This window comes from Paenibacillus sp. 598K (assembly GCF_003851045.1).
Lineage (GTDB): Bacteria > Bacillota > Bacilli > Paenibacillales > Paenibacillaceae > Paenibacillus_D.
In genome coordinates, this window is the sequence record NZ_BFBX01000020.1 from 1 (window position 1) to 18,280 (window position 18,280).

General features: G+C 56.7%; 16 protein-coding genes. 8 read left to right on the top strand and 8 right to left on the bottom strand.

Features of this window, described 5'->3' with window-relative positions; translation table 11 throughout:
- Positions 1-215: 215 nt before the first annotated feature.
- Together PA598K_RS08730 and gyrA are read right to left on the bottom strand one after the other, a co-directional pair.
- The gene (locus PA598K_RS08730; RefSeq protein WP_128656590.1) at positions 216-1,283 is read right to left on the bottom strand and encodes an HD-GYP domain-containing protein; all 1,068 of its coding nucleotides are present in this window, start codon (positions 1,281-1,283) and stop codon (positions 216-218) included.
- A gap of 59 nt (positions 1,284-1,342) precedes the next feature.
- Positions 1,343-3,844, bottom strand: coding sequence for a DNA gyrase subunit A (gene gyrA / locus PA598K_RS08735; RefSeq protein WP_128656591.1), 2,502 nt, complete (start codon positions 3,842-3,844; stop codon positions 1,343-1,345).
- Between the two features lie 326 nt (positions 3,845-4,170).
- Here gyrA and PA598K_RS08740 point away from each other — a divergent pair, with 326 nt between their 5' ends.
- Positions 4,171-4,935 (top strand): YheC/YheD family protein, encoded by a 765-nt coding sequence (locus tag PA598K_RS08740; protein WP_307719874.1) that lies wholly within the window; start codon positions 4,171-4,173, stop codon positions 4,933-4,935.
- Positions 4,936-5,043: 108 nt separating this feature from the next.
- Here the strand turns inward: PA598K_RS08740 and gyrB are convergent, their stop codons facing one another.
- The 6 genes from gyrB to dnaA form a co-directional block, all read right to left on the bottom strand.
- Positions 5,044-6,954: a DNA topoisomerase (ATP-hydrolyzing) subunit B gene (gene gyrB, locus PA598K_RS08745; RefSeq protein WP_128656593.1), complete on the bottom strand. Its 1,911-nt coding sequence runs from the start codon at positions 6,952-6,954 to the stop codon at positions 5,044-5,046.
- A gap of 45 nt (positions 6,955-6,999) precedes the next feature.
- The gene (gene remB, locus PA598K_RS08750; RefSeq protein WP_128656594.1) at positions 7,000-7,248 is read right to left on the bottom strand and encodes an extracellular matrix regulator RemB; all 249 of its coding nucleotides are present in this window, start codon (positions 7,246-7,248) and stop codon (positions 7,000-7,002) included.
- 48 nt (positions 7,249-7,296) lie between these two features.
- Positions 7,297-8,406, bottom strand: coding sequence for a DNA replication/repair protein RecF (gene recF, locus PA598K_RS08755; RefSeq protein WP_128656595.1), 1,110 nt, complete (start codon positions 8,404-8,406; stop codon positions 7,297-7,299).
- Between the two features lie 37 nt (positions 8,407-8,443).
- A complete protein-coding gene (gene yaaA, locus PA598K_RS08760) occupies positions 8,444-8,659 on the bottom strand; it encodes a S4 domain-containing protein YaaA (RefSeq protein WP_128656596.1) in 216 nt (71 codons plus the stop codon).
- 25 nt (positions 8,660-8,684) lie between these two features.
- Positions 8,685-9,827: a DNA polymerase III subunit beta gene (dnaN, locus tag PA598K_RS08765; protein ID WP_128656597.1), complete on the bottom strand. Its 1,143-nt coding sequence runs from the start codon at positions 9,825-9,827 to the stop codon at positions 8,685-8,687.
- Between the two features lie 268 nt (positions 9,828-10,095).
- Entirely contained in the window at positions 10,096-11,448 is a 1,353-nt protein-coding gene (gene dnaA / locus PA598K_RS08770) for a chromosomal replication initiator protein DnaA (RefSeq protein WP_128656598.1), read from the bottom strand.
- A gap of 752 nt (positions 11,449-12,200) precedes the next feature.
- Between dnaA and rpmH the strand changes: the two genes are divergently transcribed.
- The 7 genes from rpmH to rsmG form a co-directional block, all read left to right on the top strand.
- The gene (gene rpmH, locus PA598K_RS08775) at positions 12,201-12,335 is read left to right on the top strand and encodes a 50S ribosomal protein L34 (RefSeq protein WP_128656599.1); all 135 of its coding nucleotides are present in this window, start codon (positions 12,201-12,203) and stop codon (positions 12,333-12,335) included.
- Positions 12,336-12,507: 172 nt separating this feature from the next.
- Positions 12,508-12,870: a ribonuclease P protein component gene (gene rnpA, locus PA598K_RS08780; protein ID WP_128656600.1), complete on the top strand. Its 363-nt coding sequence runs from the start codon at positions 12,508-12,510 to the stop codon at positions 12,868-12,870.
- A gap of 106 nt (positions 12,871-12,976) precedes the next feature.
- A complete protein-coding gene (gene yidC / locus PA598K_RS08785; protein WP_128656601.1) occupies positions 12,977-13,732 on the top strand; it encodes a membrane protein insertase YidC in 756 nt (251 codons plus the stop codon).
- A complete protein-coding gene (jag, locus tag PA598K_RS08790; protein ID WP_128656602.1) occupies positions 13,729-14,352 on the top strand; it encodes an RNA-binding cell elongation regulator Jag/EloR in 624 nt (207 codons plus the stop codon). The genes yidC and jag overlap by 4 nt, the downstream gene beginning before the upstream one ends.
- A 173-nt stretch (positions 14,353-14,525) precedes the next feature.
- Positions 14,526-15,905 (top strand): tRNA uridine-5-carboxymethylaminomethyl(34) synthesis GTPase MnmE, encoded by a 1,380-nt coding sequence (gene mnmE / locus PA598K_RS08795; RefSeq protein ID WP_128656603.1) that lies wholly within the window; start codon positions 14,526-14,528, stop codon positions 15,903-15,905.
- 13 nt (positions 15,906-15,918) lie between these two features.
- Positions 15,919-17,811 carry a tRNA uridine-5-carboxymethylaminomethyl(34) synthesis enzyme MnmG gene (gene mnmG, locus PA598K_RS08800; protein WP_128656604.1) on the top strand — a complete coding sequence of 631 codons (1,893 nt, stop codon included), beginning with the start codon at positions 15,919-15,921 and terminating at the stop codon, positions 17,809-17,811.
- A 9-nt stretch (positions 17,812-17,820) separates the two neighbouring features.
- The coding region (gene rsmG / locus PA598K_RS08805) for a 16S rRNA (guanine(527)-N(7))-methyltransferase RsmG (RefSeq protein ID WP_128656605.1) at positions 17,821-18,280 on the top strand (460 nt) is incomplete at its 3' end.

The following is an 18,280-nucleotide window of genomic DNA, read 5'->3' on the forward strand; positions in this document are numbered from 1 at the left end:
GTTTTCAAAGAACACTTGGTGTCTTTCGTGTGTCGCCAATGTCTCAGCGGCAACTTTTATAATATATCATAGTTGCGATCATTTATGCAAGCTTTTTTTTGAAAAAACTTCCCGACCAGCAACTCTGATCTATCACCCGCTCAAGAGCGGCAAGGAATAATATATCATGCCCACAGTCGGGAAGTCAACCTTTTTTTCAACAAATCATCTGTCGTTTATCCGTGCTGCAGGATCTCCTGAATGTACAGCTGACGCTCAGTCGTCAGATTGATGATCGTGCCTTGCACCGATACCCAGGGACGGGTCGGGTAATTGCGATCCGAGAAGACGATCTCGCCAATCCGCTCATCGCTGAGACGGACGATCATACCATTGTGGAACTGGGTCGCCTTTTCGATGAAGATCTGGACGAACGTCGGCTCCAGCTTGCCAAACGACTCCTTCTGAATCTGCTCCATAACGATATACGGTGAGGCTGCCTTGCGATAGCTGCGCTTGAGGGTCATCGCATGGAAGATATCCGCAATCGCGACGATCTTCGCATACATATGAATACTCTCCCCCGTCACGCCAAGGGGATATCCGCTGCCATCCACCTTCTCATGGTGTTGCAGCGCCGTTAGCTTCACCCCTTCGTTGATCGCCGGGACCGTCTTGAGCAGTTGATAGCCCTGAACGGTATGTTGCTTCATCTGCTCGATCTCGGTGAGCGTCAGCGATGATGGCTTGTGCAGGAGTGACTGGTCGATTTTGATATTGCCGATATCGTGGAATAGACCGGCCAGCGCCACCTGCATCCAATCCCGTTGCGGCAGACCCGCCCACTGCGCGAGCAGATACGAGGTCATCGCCGACATCAGACTGTTATGGAAGATATAATCCTCCTCGGCAGCGACCTGGGGCAGGAAGGTAAGGACATTGTACTCCTTGATATACTGCAGTAGCGATTCCATCCGCGTACGGATTTCGAGGATTGGCAGGCTCTGTCCGATCGTGTGTTGCCGGTAGATCCGCTTCAGCAGCCCCAGCAGCGAATCGTACTCCTTTTGCAGAGAGGTCTGCTCCTTGGGCGACGTCTCCTCGGCTACAGCGGCAGCGACCTGCTCCATCGCCCCTTCGCGCGCTTCGATATGTACGGTCGGGATGAGGAAGGCATTGAGGATCTCGATCTCCCGGATCGTTACGACCTTACCTTTGTGGAATAACGTTCCGCCTAGCGATGTATGTACATCCTGAGTGATTTTATCGCCGAGCTTGACTTGAGCCAGTTGGATACTGGGCATGCCTGTCCCTCCTAAATGGATTGCCGCAAAGCGCGGATGAACCGGGAAACACCGCCCCGTTATTGCTCGGGCGGTGTTTCGTTCTCTTCATTGCCTTCGAGGGCGTCGAGCGCCTCTTCCAGCTCTTCGTTATTCTCGCTGCGCGCGACCCGGGTGACGGTAGCCACCGCATCCTCGTCGCGGATATTGATCAGCCTTACGCCTTGCGTATTGCGCCCCATCGTCGAGATGGTCGACATGCTCATGCGGATCATCGTGCCCGAGGAGGTCATGATCATCAAGTCCTCTTCGGTCTCGACGACCTTGAGCGCAACGATCGGTCCGTTCTTATCGGTAACATTCAGCGTCTTGATGCCCTTACCACCGCGACTCTGCGACCGGTATTCTCCGATCGGAGTCCGCTTGCCGTAGCCCTTGGAGGTGACGATCAGCACGCACTGCTCCGGCATCACGACATCCATCGCGATGACGCTGTCGCCTTCGTCAAGGCTGATGCCCTTGACGCCTGTCGCCGAGCGGCCCATTGGACGCACGTCCTCCTCTGGATAGCGAATCGACATCCCTTGCGCTGTGCCCATGATAATCTCCTGCTTGCCATCCGTGAGCTTGACGCCGATCAGATCGTCGTCCTCGCGCAGCGAGATCGCGATCAGACCCACCTTGCGGATGTTGGCATAGTCATCGAGAGACGTCTTCTTGACGATCCCCTGCTTGGTCGCGAAGAACAGGTAATGATCGCTGTCGAACTCCGGCACCGGTATGACCGCGTTGACCATCTCTCCCTGCTCGATCTGGATCAGGTTGATGATCGGCGTCCCGCGCGCAGTCCGGCCGAGCTCTGGGATCTCGTAAGCCTTCAAGCGATACACCTTGCCCTTGTTCGTGAAGAACAGCAAGAAATGATGCGTATTGGTGACGTACAGATGCTCGACGTAATCGTCATCCTTGGTCTCCATGCCGATGACGCCGCGACCGCCGCGCTTCTGACTGCGGTAGGTGGTGACCGGCAGACGCTTGACATACCCGGTATGCGTGATCGTCACGATGACGTCCTCGCGCGGGATCAGGTCCTCGTCGAGGATCTCCTCGTCGCTATGCGTCAGCTCGGTGCGACGCTCGTCGCCGAAGCGCTCCTTGATCTCCGCGAGCTCCTCGCCGATGATCTGCAGGACGAGCTGTTGGTCGGCCAGGATCGCCTTCAACTCAGCGATACGACGGAGCAGCTCCGCGTATTCGGCCTCGATCTTGTCCCGCTCCAGACCGGTCAGACGCTGCAGCCGCATGTCCAGGATCGCCTGGGCTTGCTCATAGCTCAGCTCAAAGCGATTGATCAAGCCATCGCGGGCCTCGTCGGCAGTCTGGGAGGAGCGGATCAGTTGGATGACCTCGTCGAGATGGTCGAGCGCGATCCGCAATCCTTCGAGGATATGGGCGCGCGCCTCTGCCTTCTTCAGGTCGAACTCGGTCCGTCTGCGGATGACCTCGATCTGATGCTCCAGGTAGTAATGCAGCATGTCCTTCAGGTTGAGCACTCGCGGCTCGCCATTCACCAGAGCGATCATGTTGAAGCCGAAATTGGACTGCATCTGGGTCTGCTTGTACAGATTGTTCAGCACGACATTGGGATTGACATCCCGGCGCAACTCGATGACGATGCGCATACCGTTGCGGTCGCTCTCGTCCCGCAGGTCGGTGATGCCGTCGATTTTCTTCTCGCGGACTAGCTCTGCGATCTTCTCGACGAGACGAGCTTTGTTCACCTGATACGGAATCTCGTGCACGACGATACGCGCCTTGCCGCCATTCTCCTCGATGCTGGCGCGTGCCCGCATCGTCACCGAGCCGCGGCCTGTCGAGTAGGCCTGACGGATGCCTTCCTTGCCCATGACGATGCCTGCGGTCGGGAAGTCCGGACCTTTGACATAATCCATCAGCTCGAGTGAGCTGATATCCGGGTTGTCGATCAGCGCCTGTACGCCATCGATAACCTCGACCAGGTTATGCGGCGGGATATTGGTCGCCATGCCGACCGCGATCCCGGACACACCGTTGACCAGCAGGTTGGGGAAGCGCGCCGGCAGTACAGCCGGCTCCTGCTCCTCGCCGTCATAGTTTGGGACGAAGTCGATCGTCTCCTTGTTGATATCGCGCAGCATCTCCATCGCGATCTTGGACAACCGCGCTTCGGTATACCGCATTGCAGCTGCCATGTCGCCGTCGATCGAGCCAAAGTTGCCGTGCCCGTCGACCAGCATGTAGCGGAGCGAGAAGTCTTGCGCCATCCTTACCATCGTCTCATAGACAGCCGAGTCACCGTGCGGGTGGTACTTGCCGATGACTTCGCCGACGATCCGCGCGGATTTTTTGTACGGCTTGTCCGGCGACATCCCCAGCTCCGACATCGCAAAAAGAATCCGTCGGTGTACCGGCTTAAGGCCATCCCTGACGTCTGGGAGCGCACGGCTGACGATGATGCTCATGGCATAGTCCATGAACGAATCTCTCATCTCGACGCCGATATCACGATCGCGTATCTGGGAATTCAAATGCTCTTCGGCCATGCTTACCCTCCTGACATATCTTTAGCGCGGAACCTGCCTCCACTCATTCCATAGGGCAATTCCGCACATACCTACCTTAGTTGCTTATAGCGATACTCTAGTTCTTTCTCTCTTGTGGCACAAATAAACCTTGCGCAGAAGTTGGGTATCCGCCGCTCCCCTTGCAGCCTGGTCAGACATAGGATACAAAAGGAGCCAAAATGTGGATCGCCACTTCGGAAGCTGACTATCCGCGATTATCGCATCAAGCTCTATTATATCATTCCTTGCTTCGGAAGTGTGTACCTTAAGACAAGAATATTTTCGGTTATCTGACCTGAAAGGCGGTGCCCTCGTTGGCAATCCAGCGTGTCGTAAGCAAATGGAGCAAAACTAGCGTGCTGCTCGAGGACGGCTCGATCGCAGCGCATATCCCGCTTACCCGCAAGCTCTCTCATGAATCGCTGCTCGCCATGCTGAAGCAGTATAACATGGTCTATGTCAAGCCGGACCGCGGCACATTCGGGATCGGCGTCATCCGGGTAGAAACGAGCGGAGACGGTGGCTATCGGTATCAGGAGGGCACCCGCGTCCGCACATTCGCCTCCTACGATCCGATGTATCATAGCCTCAAGCAACTGATAGGCAACCGGACCTATCTTGTCCAACGCGGCATCCACCTGCTGCGCCATCGCAAACGCCGCTTTGATCTGCGCGTCATGGTGCAGAAAAGTCCCTCCGGCGCCTGGGAGTCGACCGGCATCATCGGACGACTGGCTCACCCCGGCAAGATCGTCACCAACTATCATAGCGGCGGCACGCCGATGGCCTTCGGCGAGCTGATGGCGACACATCTGCCGACAGCCGAGCAACCAGCTTATACCACACGGCTGGAGAGGCTCGGCGAACGGGTGGCCAGGCGACTGCAGCGCATCTACCCCGGACTCAAGGAGATCGGCATCGACGTGGCGATCGATACGCAGCTGCAGCCGTGGATACTCGAGGTTAATACGAAGCCCGACCCGTATATCTTCCGCAAGCTGAAGGACCGCAGCGTCTTCCGCAAGGTATACCGATACGGGATGGCCTACGGACGCTTCCGGCGCAAGTAGGATTGCAAAAAAAGTCCCATGACGAAAGCCGTCGGCGGTTGTCGCCGAACCGCTGCTTGCCTGTCATGGGACTTTGTATTGGCTGATCCTAGCGGACCTCCCCGAGTGCTAGACGTCGAGGTTTTTGACATACTTGGCATTGCTCTGAATGAAATCGCGCCGCGGCTCGACATTGTCGCCCATCAGTGTATCGAAGATGGCGTCGGCCTCGATGGCGTCCTCGATCGTCACCTGCAGCATGCTGCGGCTCTCGGGATCCATCGTCGTCTCCCACAGCTGGGTGGCATTCATCTCGCCGAGACCTTTATAGCGCTGGATGTTGACCTTGACGCCTTCGCCGAACTCGGCGAGAATCTGGTCGCGCTCCAGCTCCGACTGGGCGTAGCGCACAACCTTGCCGCGCTCGAGCTTGAACAGCGGCGGCTGGGCGATGTAGATGTAGCCGGCCTCGATGATCTCGCTCATGTAACGGTAGAAGAACGTCAACAGCAGCGTCCGGATATGAGCGCCGTCGACGTCCGCATCGGTCATGATGATAATCTTGTGATAGCGCGCCTTCTGGAGGTCGAAGTCGTCGCTGATGCCGGTGCCGAGCGCCGTGATGATCGCCCGGATCTCGGCGTTGCCGAGGATGCGGTCGAGCCGCGCCTTCTCGACGTTGAGGATCTTGCCGCGCAGCGGCAGGATCGCCTGGAAGTGCCGGTCGCGGCCCTGCTTGGCCGAGCCGCCGGCGGAGTCGCCTTCGACGATGTACAGCTCGCTGATCGAAGCGTCCTTGGACGAGCAGTCCGCCAGCTTGCCCGGCAGCGAGCTGACCTCGAGCGCGCTCTTGCGTCGCGTCAGCTCGCGCGCCTTGCGGGCGGCCTCGCGCGCTCTGGCAGCGGAGAGCGCCTTCTCCAGCACCTTGCGAGAGGTGGACGGGTTCTCCTCGAGGAACTCCTGCAGCTTCTCGGCGAACAGCGATTCGACGATGCCGCGCACCTCGCTGTTGCCCAGCTTGGTCTTGGTCTGACCCTCGAACTGTGGATCGGGGATCTTCACGGAGATGATCGCCGTCAGCCCCTCGCGGACATCGTCGCCCGAGAGGTTGGAGTCGTTGTCGCGGATCATGCCGCTCTTGCGGGCATAGTCATTGATGATGCGCGTCAGCGCGCTCTTGAAGCCGGATTCGTGCGTGCCGCCTTCATGCGTATTAATATTATTGGCAAAAGAGTAGATACTCTCCGTATAGCTGTCATTGTACTGCAAAGCGATCTCGACCTGGATATGGTCGCGAGTGCCCTCGACATAGATTGGCTGCTCATGGAGCGCCTCGCGATTGCGATTCAGATAGGCGACGAACTCCTTGATGCCGCCCTCGTAGACGAAGGTTTGGCCGGTACCGGTACGCTCGTCATGCAGCGAGATCTCGATGCCCTTGTTGAGGAATGCGAGCTCGCGAATCCGGGATTGCAGCGTGTCATAATCATAGGTCGTTGTCTCGGTGAAGATGTCAGGATCAGGCTTGAAGGTAATCGCTGTCCCCGTCGTATCGGCCGTCCCGGCAATCTTGACATCATATTGCGGCGCGCCGCGGCGATACTCCTGCTGATAGACATTGCCATCGCGGCTCACCTTGACGAGCAGATGCTCGGAGAGCGCATTAACGACTGAGACGCCGACGCCATGCAGACCGCCGGACACCTTGTAGCCCTCGCCGCCGAACTTGCCGCCGGCATGGAGCACCGTCATGACAACCTCGAGCACAGATTTCTTCATCTTGGCATGCTCGCCGACCGGTATCCCGCGTCCATTGTCGATGACGGTGATCCGGCTGTCCTCATGGATGATGACCTCAATCCGGTCGCAATAGCCGGCGAGCGCCTCGTCGATACTGTTGTCGACGACTTCCCACACCAAATGGTGGAGACCCTTGACGCTGGTAGAGCCGATGTACATCCCCGGGCGTTTGCGGACGGCTTCCAGTCCCTCCAGCACCTGGATCTGACTCTCGTCATACGTATGTTGATTCGATGACATGCTTGTTCCACTGCTCCTCTCGACTGCTCACACCTGATTCCCTGCCTAATTCGCTGCGAAATGATGCGCGCGCTTCTTCAGCGTGGAGGATGATATGGGTGAATAATATATTTTCTGTTTGGTGACCACGATGGATTTGGACTCCTCCTCGCCGATCACTTCCACGTCCTTGCGCTTGCGTGCGCCGGCCACGAACTGCTTCGACAACTTGGAGGACTGCTCGATCGAGATATCGAAGATCGCGACCAGCTCCTTGGCACGGATTATTTTCTCGCCGCCCAAATGGATGTACATCCGATCCACCCCTTTACCTAACTTGGCTTGAAGTGCGCCGCCGCTACGCTATCTGGCGACCTGTCCTTGCTTCACGTGATAGACGCCGGCGTCGTGAAGCTTGTGCATCTCCACACTCTCAAGGCCTGTCGTCGTAATGAACGTCTGAACCTTGCCCTCGAACGTGGCGATCAATTGATTCTGCCGATTCTGGTCGAGCTCCGAGAGCACATCGTCCAGCAGCAGCAGCGGGTACTCTCCGATCTCTTCGTGGATCAGCTCGATCTCCGCCAGCTTAAGCGATAATGCGGTCGTCCGCTGTTGGCCTTGCGACCCGTAGATCTGGGCTTCCTTGCCGTTGATGAAGAATGCCAGATCGTCGCGATGCGGCCCGATCATCGTCATGCCTCGGCGCAGTTCCTGATCTCTAACCTGTGATAACTTTATCATAAATTGCTCAAATAAAACAGATTCATCTTGGGAAGCGTCGAGCTCGAAGGAAGGGCGGTACTGAATTTGCAACTCCTCGCCTCCGCTAGTGATGCCTGTATGGATCTGCTCGGTCCAGCGCTGGAGCTTATGAATAAAGGTTTGCCTTTTTTTCATCATTTTAACACCATGCTCTGCCAGCTGCATATTCCACACGTCCAGCATCGCTTCCTGCACCTTGCCGCCAAACGCGGACTTGAGGTAATTATTGCGCTGGGCCAGCACCTTGCCGTACTGCTGGAGCGAATACAAATAGCCGGGCTGCACCTGACCGATCTCCATGTCGAGAAACCGCCTTCGTATGCCCGGTGTGCCTTTGACAATCTCCAGATCCTCGGGAGCGAACATGACGACATTCAGCGTCCCTACAAAATCGCTCAGCTTGCGTTGCTCCAGCCCGTTGATGCGGGCTTTTTTGCCTTGCGCCGAATAGGTCAGGTCCAGACGGACATCCCCGTACTTTTTTTCCACCTGGCCGCTGATCCGCGCCGTCTCGCCTTGCCAGCCGATCAGCTCCTTGTCCTTGCTCGTGCGGTGGGACTTGGTGAGCGCCAGCGCAAAGATCGCCTCCAGCAGATTGGTTTTGCCCTGGGCGTTGGGACCGACGAACAGATTGACGCTATGCCCGGTATCCAACTCCAGATTTTCATAATTCCGGTAGTGCTGCAATTCAATGTTTTTTAGTCGCACCTTTTCTGGCCTCCTGAGCCGACTGCGGCACGGCTGTTCATCGCTTGCCGACCGTATACGCGCCGAAGCCGTCGATCTCGATGCGGTCTCCAGGATACAGCTTGCGGCCGCGGCGATTGTCCGGCTCGCCATTGACGAGAATCTCGTGCTCCTGCAAGAAAAACTTGGCTTGGCCGCCGGTGTCGATGCAGTCGGCCAGCTTTAAAAACTGGCCGAGCGCGATATAGTCAGTCGAGATTTGGATTGCTTTCATAGGGGGATCACCTGTCCTCTATCGATCAACTGGTCGTACGGTAAGGCAGGATAAGATGCAGGCTATGGTCATAATCATTGGGCTTGATTGTAATCGGGCTCATCGCGCCGTTAAAGCCGATGAACAGTTGCTCGCTGTCTAGCACCTTTAGCGTATCGAGCATGTATTTGGAGTTAAATGCGATCCGCAGCGGCTCTCCCTCATAGGAGACCGGCGTCAACTGCTCGGTGACGCGTCCGAGCTCGGAGGAGCTCGACGAGATCTCGATGCTGCCGTCATCGAGCGTGATCAGCCGCACGATATTCGTCCGCTCTTCCCTGGACATCAGGTAAGCCCGATCGATCGCTTCGATCAACGTCTTCGTATCGAGCACCAGCTCGGTCTTGTACACCTGCGGGATAATCTTCGACGTGTCCGGATAGGTGCCATCGAGCAGCCGCGAGTAGAACAACACCCGACCAACCTTGAATAGAATCTGGTTATCGGTGACAACGATCTCAACTTGCGCGTTCTGATCCGGGATCAGTCGCGACAGCTCGCCGAGTGTCCGCGCAGCAACGACAATGTTGGCGAAGCGATGCTCGTTGCTCGTATCCACCTGCGCCGTACGGCTTGCCAGCCGGTGACGGTCGGTCGCGACGAATTTGAACTGGCCGTCATGAAGATTCCAGAGCACCCCGGTTAGGACGGGTGTCTGTTCATTGGTCGAGGCGGCGATCGTCGTCTGACGGATCATCATCTTCAGCAGGTCGCCGGACATCGTGAACGCTTCGTGCATCTCGATCGATGGCAGGATCGGGAATTCCTCCGGATCGAGTCCGACCATCTGGATGTCGGTGGAGCCGGAGCGGATCATCGTCTGGAATTGTTGTTGAACCTCGATTTCGACTTCGTTGGCTGGCAGCTTTTTGATGATCTCGACGAAAAACTTCGCAGGCAGTACGACGCTGCCCGGTTTGTCGATCCGTGCGGCAACTTTGTCGCCCAGTTCTACCGGGATGAAGCTTTGAATAGATATATCAGTATCACTTGCGGTCAAGGTAACACCTTGATGGGTGACATCGATCTTGATGCCCCCGAGGATCGGGATAGCCGGACGAGAGGAGCTTGCTTTGGCTACGTGCTGGATCGCTTCATTGAGCTCGTTTTTGAGAATCATTAATTTCATGGTTTCACTCCTATAAAGAGGTTCGTTCAGAAGGATGCGGCAGAGTCTCCAAGCACGGCTTGCCGTTGCAGCTATAGACGTTATTAATTCTTTTAAAAAATAGTAGTCGTAGTAGTAGGGACGCTGAATATGTGAATAAGTGGACAAAACGTTGATCAAGCAAGCTTATCCACATGTGTATAGCGTGTGCATAGGCTTGCTTGAATTATAGAACGTTTTGAGGTTTATTCACAACCGTTGGCTTAGCTTCATGATGCGAATGTGCCGATTACGTATGCGTTTTGATCTTTTCGGTCAGATTCTGGACGATTTTGTATAGCTCCTGGTCGACCTTGATCTGCTGGAAGATCTTCTCGTGGGCATGGATCACGGTCGTATGGTCCCGTCCGCCGAAGGCCTCGCCGATCTTGGGCAGCGAGAATTCGGTTACTTCACGGGCGATATACATGGCGATCTGACGCGGGAAGGCGACGGCCTTGGTGCGCTTGCGAGCCTTGAAGTCCTCAAGCTTGAGCCCGTAAAACTCGCCGACCTTCTGCTGGATGTCCTGGATCGTGATCATCTTCGGCCGGCTCGAAGGGATGATGTCCTTGAGCGCCTCGGCTGCGAGATGGGACGAGATGTCCTCGTTGATAAGCGAGGAATAGGCGACGACACGGATAAGCGCGCCCTCGAGCTCGCGGATGTTCGTGTCGATCTGGCTGGCGATATAGACCATCGCCTCGTTCGGGATGTCCAGATTTTCCGCTTTGGCTTTCTTGCGCAGGATCGCGATCCGCGTCTCCAGATCAGGCGGCTGGATATCGGTGATCAGTCCCCATTCGAAGCGGGAGCGCAGCCGTTCCTCGAGCGTCGGGATCTCCTTGGGCGGCCGGTCAGAGGAGATGATGATCTGCTTGCGCTCCTCGTGCAGCGCATTGAAGGTATGGAAAAACTCCTCCTGCGTCTGCTCCTTGCCGGCGAGGAACTGGATATCGTCGATCAGCAGCACATCGATGTTGCGGTACTTGATCCGGAAGCTCTCGCCGCGGTTGTCGCGGATTGCGTTGATAAACTCGTTGGTAAACTTCTCGGAGGAGATGTAGAGCACCTTGGTACTTGGATTATGATCCAATATATAATGTCCGATCGCGTGCATCAGATGCGTTTTGCCCAGTCCGACGCCGCCATAGAGGAAGAGCGGGTTGTACGCCTTGGCGGGCGCTTCGGCGACAGCGAGCGACGCTGCGTGAGCGAAGCGGTTGTTGGCGCCGATGACGAACGTATCGAAGATGTACTTCGGATTGAGCATATGCGAGAACGGCTCCTCCTGCACCTGAGGCGTCTCATAGATGATCGGCGGCTGGGCAACGGCGGGCTCGGGCGGCTTATTCTCCTCGACGACGAATCTGATGTCGACATCGCGTCCGAGATATTCGTACAAGGTCGTTCGCACCAGCTTGGTGTAACGGCCCTCCAGCCACTCCGCAGCAAAGGTCGTGGGCGCCGAGATGACCACCATGTCATCGCTAAGAAACGACGCCTTGGTCGCCTTGAACCAGGTGTCGAAGCTTGGTTTGCTTAATTTGGTTTGGATAATCGATAACACTTGCTGCCACATTTCGTGGGTATGGTTATCCACAGACGGTCACTCCTTATCCGGTCAGTCCGCTCACTGCATGTCGAAGTATATGAAGGAGGGAGAAAAAAGCCTACAATCGTCGAAAGCGTCGTGCAAAAACGACTCCGCTCACCTGTAAAGGCGGCGGAGGGTTGTTCAAGTAGTTAGGTTGTCGCCGGGTACATGGTGAAATGTGTCAGATTCGCAGCTTGGCTATCCACATTATCAAGATGTACACAAAAAAAGTTATAAGAAGGGGATAACACTTGTTCACAAAGTTATCCACAGGCTGTTGATAGAATTGGGGATTAACTCCGGTAATCCACAACGAAAACAAATCTATCATAGCAAAATTAACCCTTGATTTCAATGCGATTTCGGATATTATCCACAATTACAATAGGTTGTGTATAAAAGTTATCTACAACACAAGATATTGTTTATATCTTGTTAAGATTCGACAGGAGCTGTGGAAATCTCCCCAAATTTTATACACAGGTTGCTAGATGCCGTCGGAATGACGATCCGCGCTGTTGCCCCACGTCGAATAAAAACGGAAGGTTTTGGGGCAAGCTCGGGGATGATGTCGAAAAGCGGCTGGAGCGATTAGGGAGCGACCAATCGCGATGCCAGAGCCGCGAAGAGAGGGAGAGGCTTGGCCGAAAGCAGCATTGACTTTTAAAAGGGGACGTGGTTTAATGGAAAAAGGCGTTTTTTCTGACTGACAAAAGAGATCGATTCATTTATAGATCGTATCAGGGAGGTGCAAGAGCATGAGACCAACATTCAGACCGAATGTAAGCAAGCGTAAAAAAGTGCATGGCTTCCGCAAGCGGATGAGCACAAAGAACGGCCGCAAAGTATTGAGCGCCCGTCGCCAAAAAGGCCGCAAAGTAATCAGCGCATAATGTTGAAGACCACCGACAAAGTGGTCTTCTTTTTTGAAAATAATAGGATTTATATGCTGCGCGCATATAAATTATCTCTTATTTCAACGGAATGAAACTTGCGACGCCGCTAAAGACGGCGTAGCCTTTTCACCTTGAATTTTAAGCATTTAATGGTACGGAGGAAGCGCTCGTGCACAGGAAACTGCGTCTTCGCAACAGGAAGGACTTCAGCCGGGTCTATCGCGGCGGACGCTCGTTCGCGAACAGCCAGGTGGTCGTCTATTGGTCGAAGAAACACGATATTCCGCAGTTCAGGCTGGGCGTATCCGTGAGCAAAAAGCTGGGCAACGCCGTCGTCCGCAACCGTATGCGAAGGCTGCTCAAGGAGATCGTCCGACTCCACGCCGACCGGATCGTCGATCATACGGATCTGATCCTGATCGCGCGTATGCCGTCCGTGCGGATGAGCTACCAGGAGCTCGAACGGAGCGTTCTCCACGTCCTGAAAAAAGCGAATTTGCTGAAGCCCCGTCCGACCCGTCCAACCTCATAATTTGAGGCGAAACGGCGGATGTCCGGGCTGTTTCTTTGTTCTACAATATATGGTATAGTTTATTTTGCAGTTGCTTCTTTAGAGAGGAGTTTTGATGTTGTCTCGGATGACAAAGAGAAAATGGCTGCTGGTGCTGACCATGCTGCTATTCGTCGTCTTCCTAACAGGCTGCGTGTCGGCCGACCATACGACGAAAACAGAAGACCTGCTGCAGGGCAACTTCTGGGAGCGCAATGTCGTGTATTACTTCGCGCTCATGCTGGACACCTTCGCCAACTGGTTTCAGGGCTCGTACGGCTTGTCCATCTTGCTCCTGACGATTATCGTGCGAACGATCATTTTGCCGCTGACGTTGAAGCAATATCGCAGCTCCAAGGCGATGCAGGCTTTGCAGCCTGAGATGAAGAAGATCAAGGACAAGTATAAGGATGATCCGAAGAAGCAGCAGGAAGAGACGATGAAGCTGTTCCAGCAGCATCAGGTCAATCCGCTAGCCGGTTGCTTGCCGCTGTTGATTCAGATGCCGATCTTTATCGCGCTGTACAATGCCATTTACGGCAATGACCAGATCCGGGAGCACACGTTCCTCTGGCTGCAGCTCGGCGAGAAGGATCCTTACTTTATCCTGCCGATCATCGCTGCGATCACGACGTTTATCCAATCGAAGATGATGCCGCAACAGCCGAACAACCCATTGCAAGCGATCTTGCTGATTTTCCCGGTATTGATCTTTGTCATGGCGATCTCGTTCCCGGCCGCGCTGCCTCTCTATTGGGTATATAGCAACATCTATACCATCATTCAAAACTATTTCCTATATGTACGTAATGCGGACAAGGGCAAGGAGGTTCCTGCCAAGTGAGAAAACTCGTCGCATCAGGGAAAACAGTAGAGGATGCTGTACAAAAAGGGTTATCGCAATTGCAATTAACGGCGGATCGCGTCCAGGTGACCGTGCTCGAGCAGCCCTCGAGAGGATGGTTCGGCCTGATCGGCGCCAAGGATGCCCGAGTGGAGCTCGAGGTCATCCCCGATCCGGCGGAGGAAGCGGAGCGCTTCCTGAGCGAAGTCGCACGCGCGATGGGCGTCAACGTTGTTATCGAGCATCAGAGATCCCGAGACGGTCTTGTGCTGGCATTGTCCGGCGGAGACGAGCTGGGGATGATGATCGGACGACGCGGACAGACCTTGGACGCCTTGCAATATCTGGCCAATATCGTGGCCAATCGATACACCGACAGCCATTTTCGACTGGTGCTTGATGCCGAGAATTTCCGCGAACGCAGACGCAAGACGTTGGAGGAGCTGGCCGACCGGCTCGCCGGCCGCGTCATCCGCACCCGCAAGGAAGTGGTGCTGGAGCCGATGAGCGCGCATGAGCGCAAGGTTATCCATGCCCGCTTGCAGCATCATGACCGGGTGAGCACCTCCAGCAGAGGGGACGAGCCGCATCGGCGCGTCGTCATTACCTTGAAAGCCTGATTCATGCATTGCGTGCACTTCCTACGACCGTCTTCCCGTTCAGGGCAGGCGGTTTATCCGCTTCATGGGGCTTCTTCACAGAGCTACAGTAACGATCAGGAGTGACGCAAGCAATGCCTCTTACGGGAGACATTGCTTTTTACCATTCTAGTGATAAAAGGGGGTGACGGGTCATGCTCCAGGATACAATCGCCGCGATCTCGACGGCTGTGGGCGAAGGCGGAATCGCCCTCATCCGCGTCAGCGGACCGGACGCAATCACGACGGTTCACCGGCTGTTGCGTACTAAGGCGGACATCCGGACAGCGCCGTCGCATACAGTTCATTATGGACATATTTTTGATCCGCGAAATGGCGAGACGGTGGAGGAGGTATTGGTCACGATCATGATCGGGCCGCGGTCTTTCACCGCTGAGGATGTCGTCGAGATCAGTACCCATGGCGGTGTGATATCCGTCAAAAAAGTGCTCGATCTCGTGCTTCAGCAGGAGGGGGTCAGGCTGGCTGAGCCTGGCGAATTCACCCGTCGCGCCTTCGTCAATGGACGGATCGATCTGGCGCAGGCGGAGGCGGTGATGGACCTGATCCGATCCAAGTCGGATCGCGCCTTTTCGATCGCGCTGAAGCAGGTGGATGGCAAGCTCTCGCGACTGATCCGCGAGCTGCGGCAGACGGTCATCGAGCTGCTGGCGCATATCGAGGTCAATATCGACTACCCCGAGCATGATGTCGAGGAGATGACCAATCTGTACATCCGCGAGCAGTGCTATCCGCTGATCGAGGAGATCCGGCGTCTGCTGAAGACGGCGTCAGAGGGCAAGATCCTCCGCGAGGGCATCACGACGGTCATCGTCGGCCGCCCCAATGTCGGCAAGTCGTCGCTGCTCAATGCGCTGGCGCAAGACAACCGGGCGATCGTCACCGACATCCCCGGTACGACGCGCGATGTGATCGAGGAGTTCGTCACGGTCGGCGGCATCCCGCTCAAGCTGCTCGATACGGCGGGACTGCGGGAGACGGCCGATGTCGTCGAGCGGATCGGCGTCGAGCGCTCGCGTAGCGCCTTGCAGGAGGCCGATCTGATCCTGCTCGTGCTCAACCAGGCCGAGCCGCTCCACAGGGATGAGAGGGAACTGATGGAATCGCTGCACGGACGCCAGGTTGTTGTTATAATGAATAAGACCGACCTGCCGAGTCAGCTCGCAGCCGATGAGGTGAAGCGCCTCGTGCCGGAAGCGGCGCTCGTCCCGATGTCGGTCATGCAGGAGCAAGGACTGGAGCAGCTGGAGCAGGCGATCTCGGAGCTGTTTTTCAGCGGTCAGCTGGAGACGACGGATCATACCTACGTCAGCAATGCCCGTCATATCGCCCTGCTCAAGCAAGCGATGCAAGCGCTCGACGATGCGGTAGCCGCCACGGAGTGGGGGGTACCGATCGATATTATACAGATCGACATACGGACCGCATGGGAGCGGCTCGGAGAGATCCTCGGCGATACGGCCGGAGACTCGCTGATCGATCAGATTTTCTCCCAATTTTGTCTAGGAAAGTGAGGCGAAGATCGCCATGAGTTACGAAGCAGGCCAATACGATGTCATCGTCGTCGGCGCCGGTCATGCCGGCTGCGAGGCCGCGCTCGCTGCAGCCCGGATGGGCTGTGAGACGCTGCTGCTGACGATCAATCTCGATATGGTCGCATTTATGCCCTGCAACCCGTCGATCGGCGGCCCGGCGAAGGGCCATGTCGTGCGCGAGATCGATGCGCTCGGCGGCGAGATGGGGCGCAATATCGACAAGACGTTCATCCAGATGCGGATGCTCAACACCGGCAAGGGACCGGCCGTCCATGCGCTGCGGGCGCAGGCGGACAAATTCCTGTATCAGCACACGCTGAAGCAGACGATCGAGGAGACGCCGCATCTGACGCTGCGCCAAGGGATGGTCGAGGAGCTGATCATCGAGGACGGCGCCTGCACCGGCGTCATCAGCAAGACGGGGGCGACCTACCGCGGCCGCGCGGTCGTCGTCACGACCGGCACCTATCTGCGCGGCAAGGTCATCATGGGCGAGCTCATCTATGAGAGCGGTCCGAACAATCAGCAGCCATCGATCAAGCTGTCGGAATGTCTGCGCGGCCTAGGCTTCGAGCTGGCCCGCTTCAAGACGGGCACGCCGCCGCGCGTGCACCGCGATACGATCGACTTCGACAAGACGGAGATCCAGCCTGGCGATCCGCAGCCGAAGTTCTTCTCGTATGAGACGGAGTACTCGGATAACGAGCAGCTGCCATGCTGGCTGACCTATACGTCGGAGCAGACGCATCAGATCATCAACGACAATCTGCACCGCGCGCCGATGTTCTCCGGCGCGATCGAGGGGACAGGTCCGCGCTATTGCCCATCCATCGAGGACAAGATCGTCCGCTTCGCAGACAAGCCGAAGCATCAGATCTTCCTCGAGCCGGAGGGCAAGAATACGTCGGAGTATTATGTGCAAGGGCTGTCCACCAGCATGCCGGAGGATGTGCAGCTGTCGATCCTGCGCTCGATCCCCGGTCTGGAGAAGGTCGAGATGATGCGGACCGGCTATGCGATCGAATACGATGCGGTCGTGCCGACGCAGCTCTGGCCGACGCTGGAGACGAAGCGGGTGCCGGGGCTGTTCACCGCCGGTCAGATCAACGGCACGTCGGGCTATGAGGAAGCCGCCGGTCAAGGCATCATCGCCGGTATCAATGCGGCGCGTAAGGTACTGGGCAAGGACCCGGTCATCATCGATCGCTCGCAAGGCTACATCGGCGTCATGATCGACGACCTCGTCACCAAGGGGACCAACGATCCGTATCGGCTGCTGACGTCGCGGGCCGAGTACCGGCTGCTGCTCCGTCATGACAATGCCGACATGCGGCTGACGCCGACCGGCTACGAGATCGGTCTCATCTCCGAGGCGCGCTACGAGCGATTCCTGCAGAAGAAAGACCTGGTGGAGCAGGAGGTGCGCCGACTGAAGGCCGAGCGCATCCGTCCGGAGGATGAGCAGGCGCAGGCGGTGCTGGCCGAGGCGGGCTCGTCGCCGCTGACGCAGGTGGTCGACGGCCTGTCGCTGCTGCGCCGTCCCGAGCTGTCCTATGCGCAGGTCGAGCGGATCAGCCCGTCGCCGCTGGCGCTCACCGAGGAGATGAAGGAGCAGGTCGAGATCCAGCTCAAGTATGCGGGCTATATCGAAAAGCAGCTGCTCCAGGTCGAGCGGATGAGCAAGATGGAGAAGAAAAAAATTCCCGACGACATCGATTACAAGGATGTGCATAATCTCTCGTCCGAGTCGAGACAAAAGCTGTCCGAGATTCGGCCGCTCTCGATCGGTCAGGCGTCGCGGATCGCCGGGGTAACGCCTGCGGACATCTCGATCCTGCTCGTCTATCTCGAGCATCACAATCGCGTCGTTGCGGCTCGGGGGTAAGGGACAGCTATGAATAATGAATCCTTTGCCGCGTTGCTGGCGCAACAGGGTCTGACGATAACGGAGCGCCAGCTCGCGCAGTTCGACCGCTATTACGAGCTTCTGGTGGAGTGGAACGAGCGGATGAATCTGACGGGGATCACCGAGCGGGGAGCCGTCTACGAGAAGCACTTCTATGATTCGGCGGCGCTCTCCTTTGTCACCGACATGGTCGGAACGACATCCGTCGCCGACATCGGCTCGGGAGCGGGCTTCCCGAGTCTGCCGCTCAAGATCTGCTTCCCGCATCTGAAGGTGACGATCGTCGATTCGCTGAACAAACGCATCCAGTTCCTGCAGCATGTCGTGAGCGAGCTGGGGCTGACGGATGTGCTGTGCGTGCATGGCAGGGCCGAGGATATCGCCCGCCAGCCTGCGCACCGCGATCGCTACGACCTGGCGACGGCGCGTGCGGTGGCCAGGCTGGCGG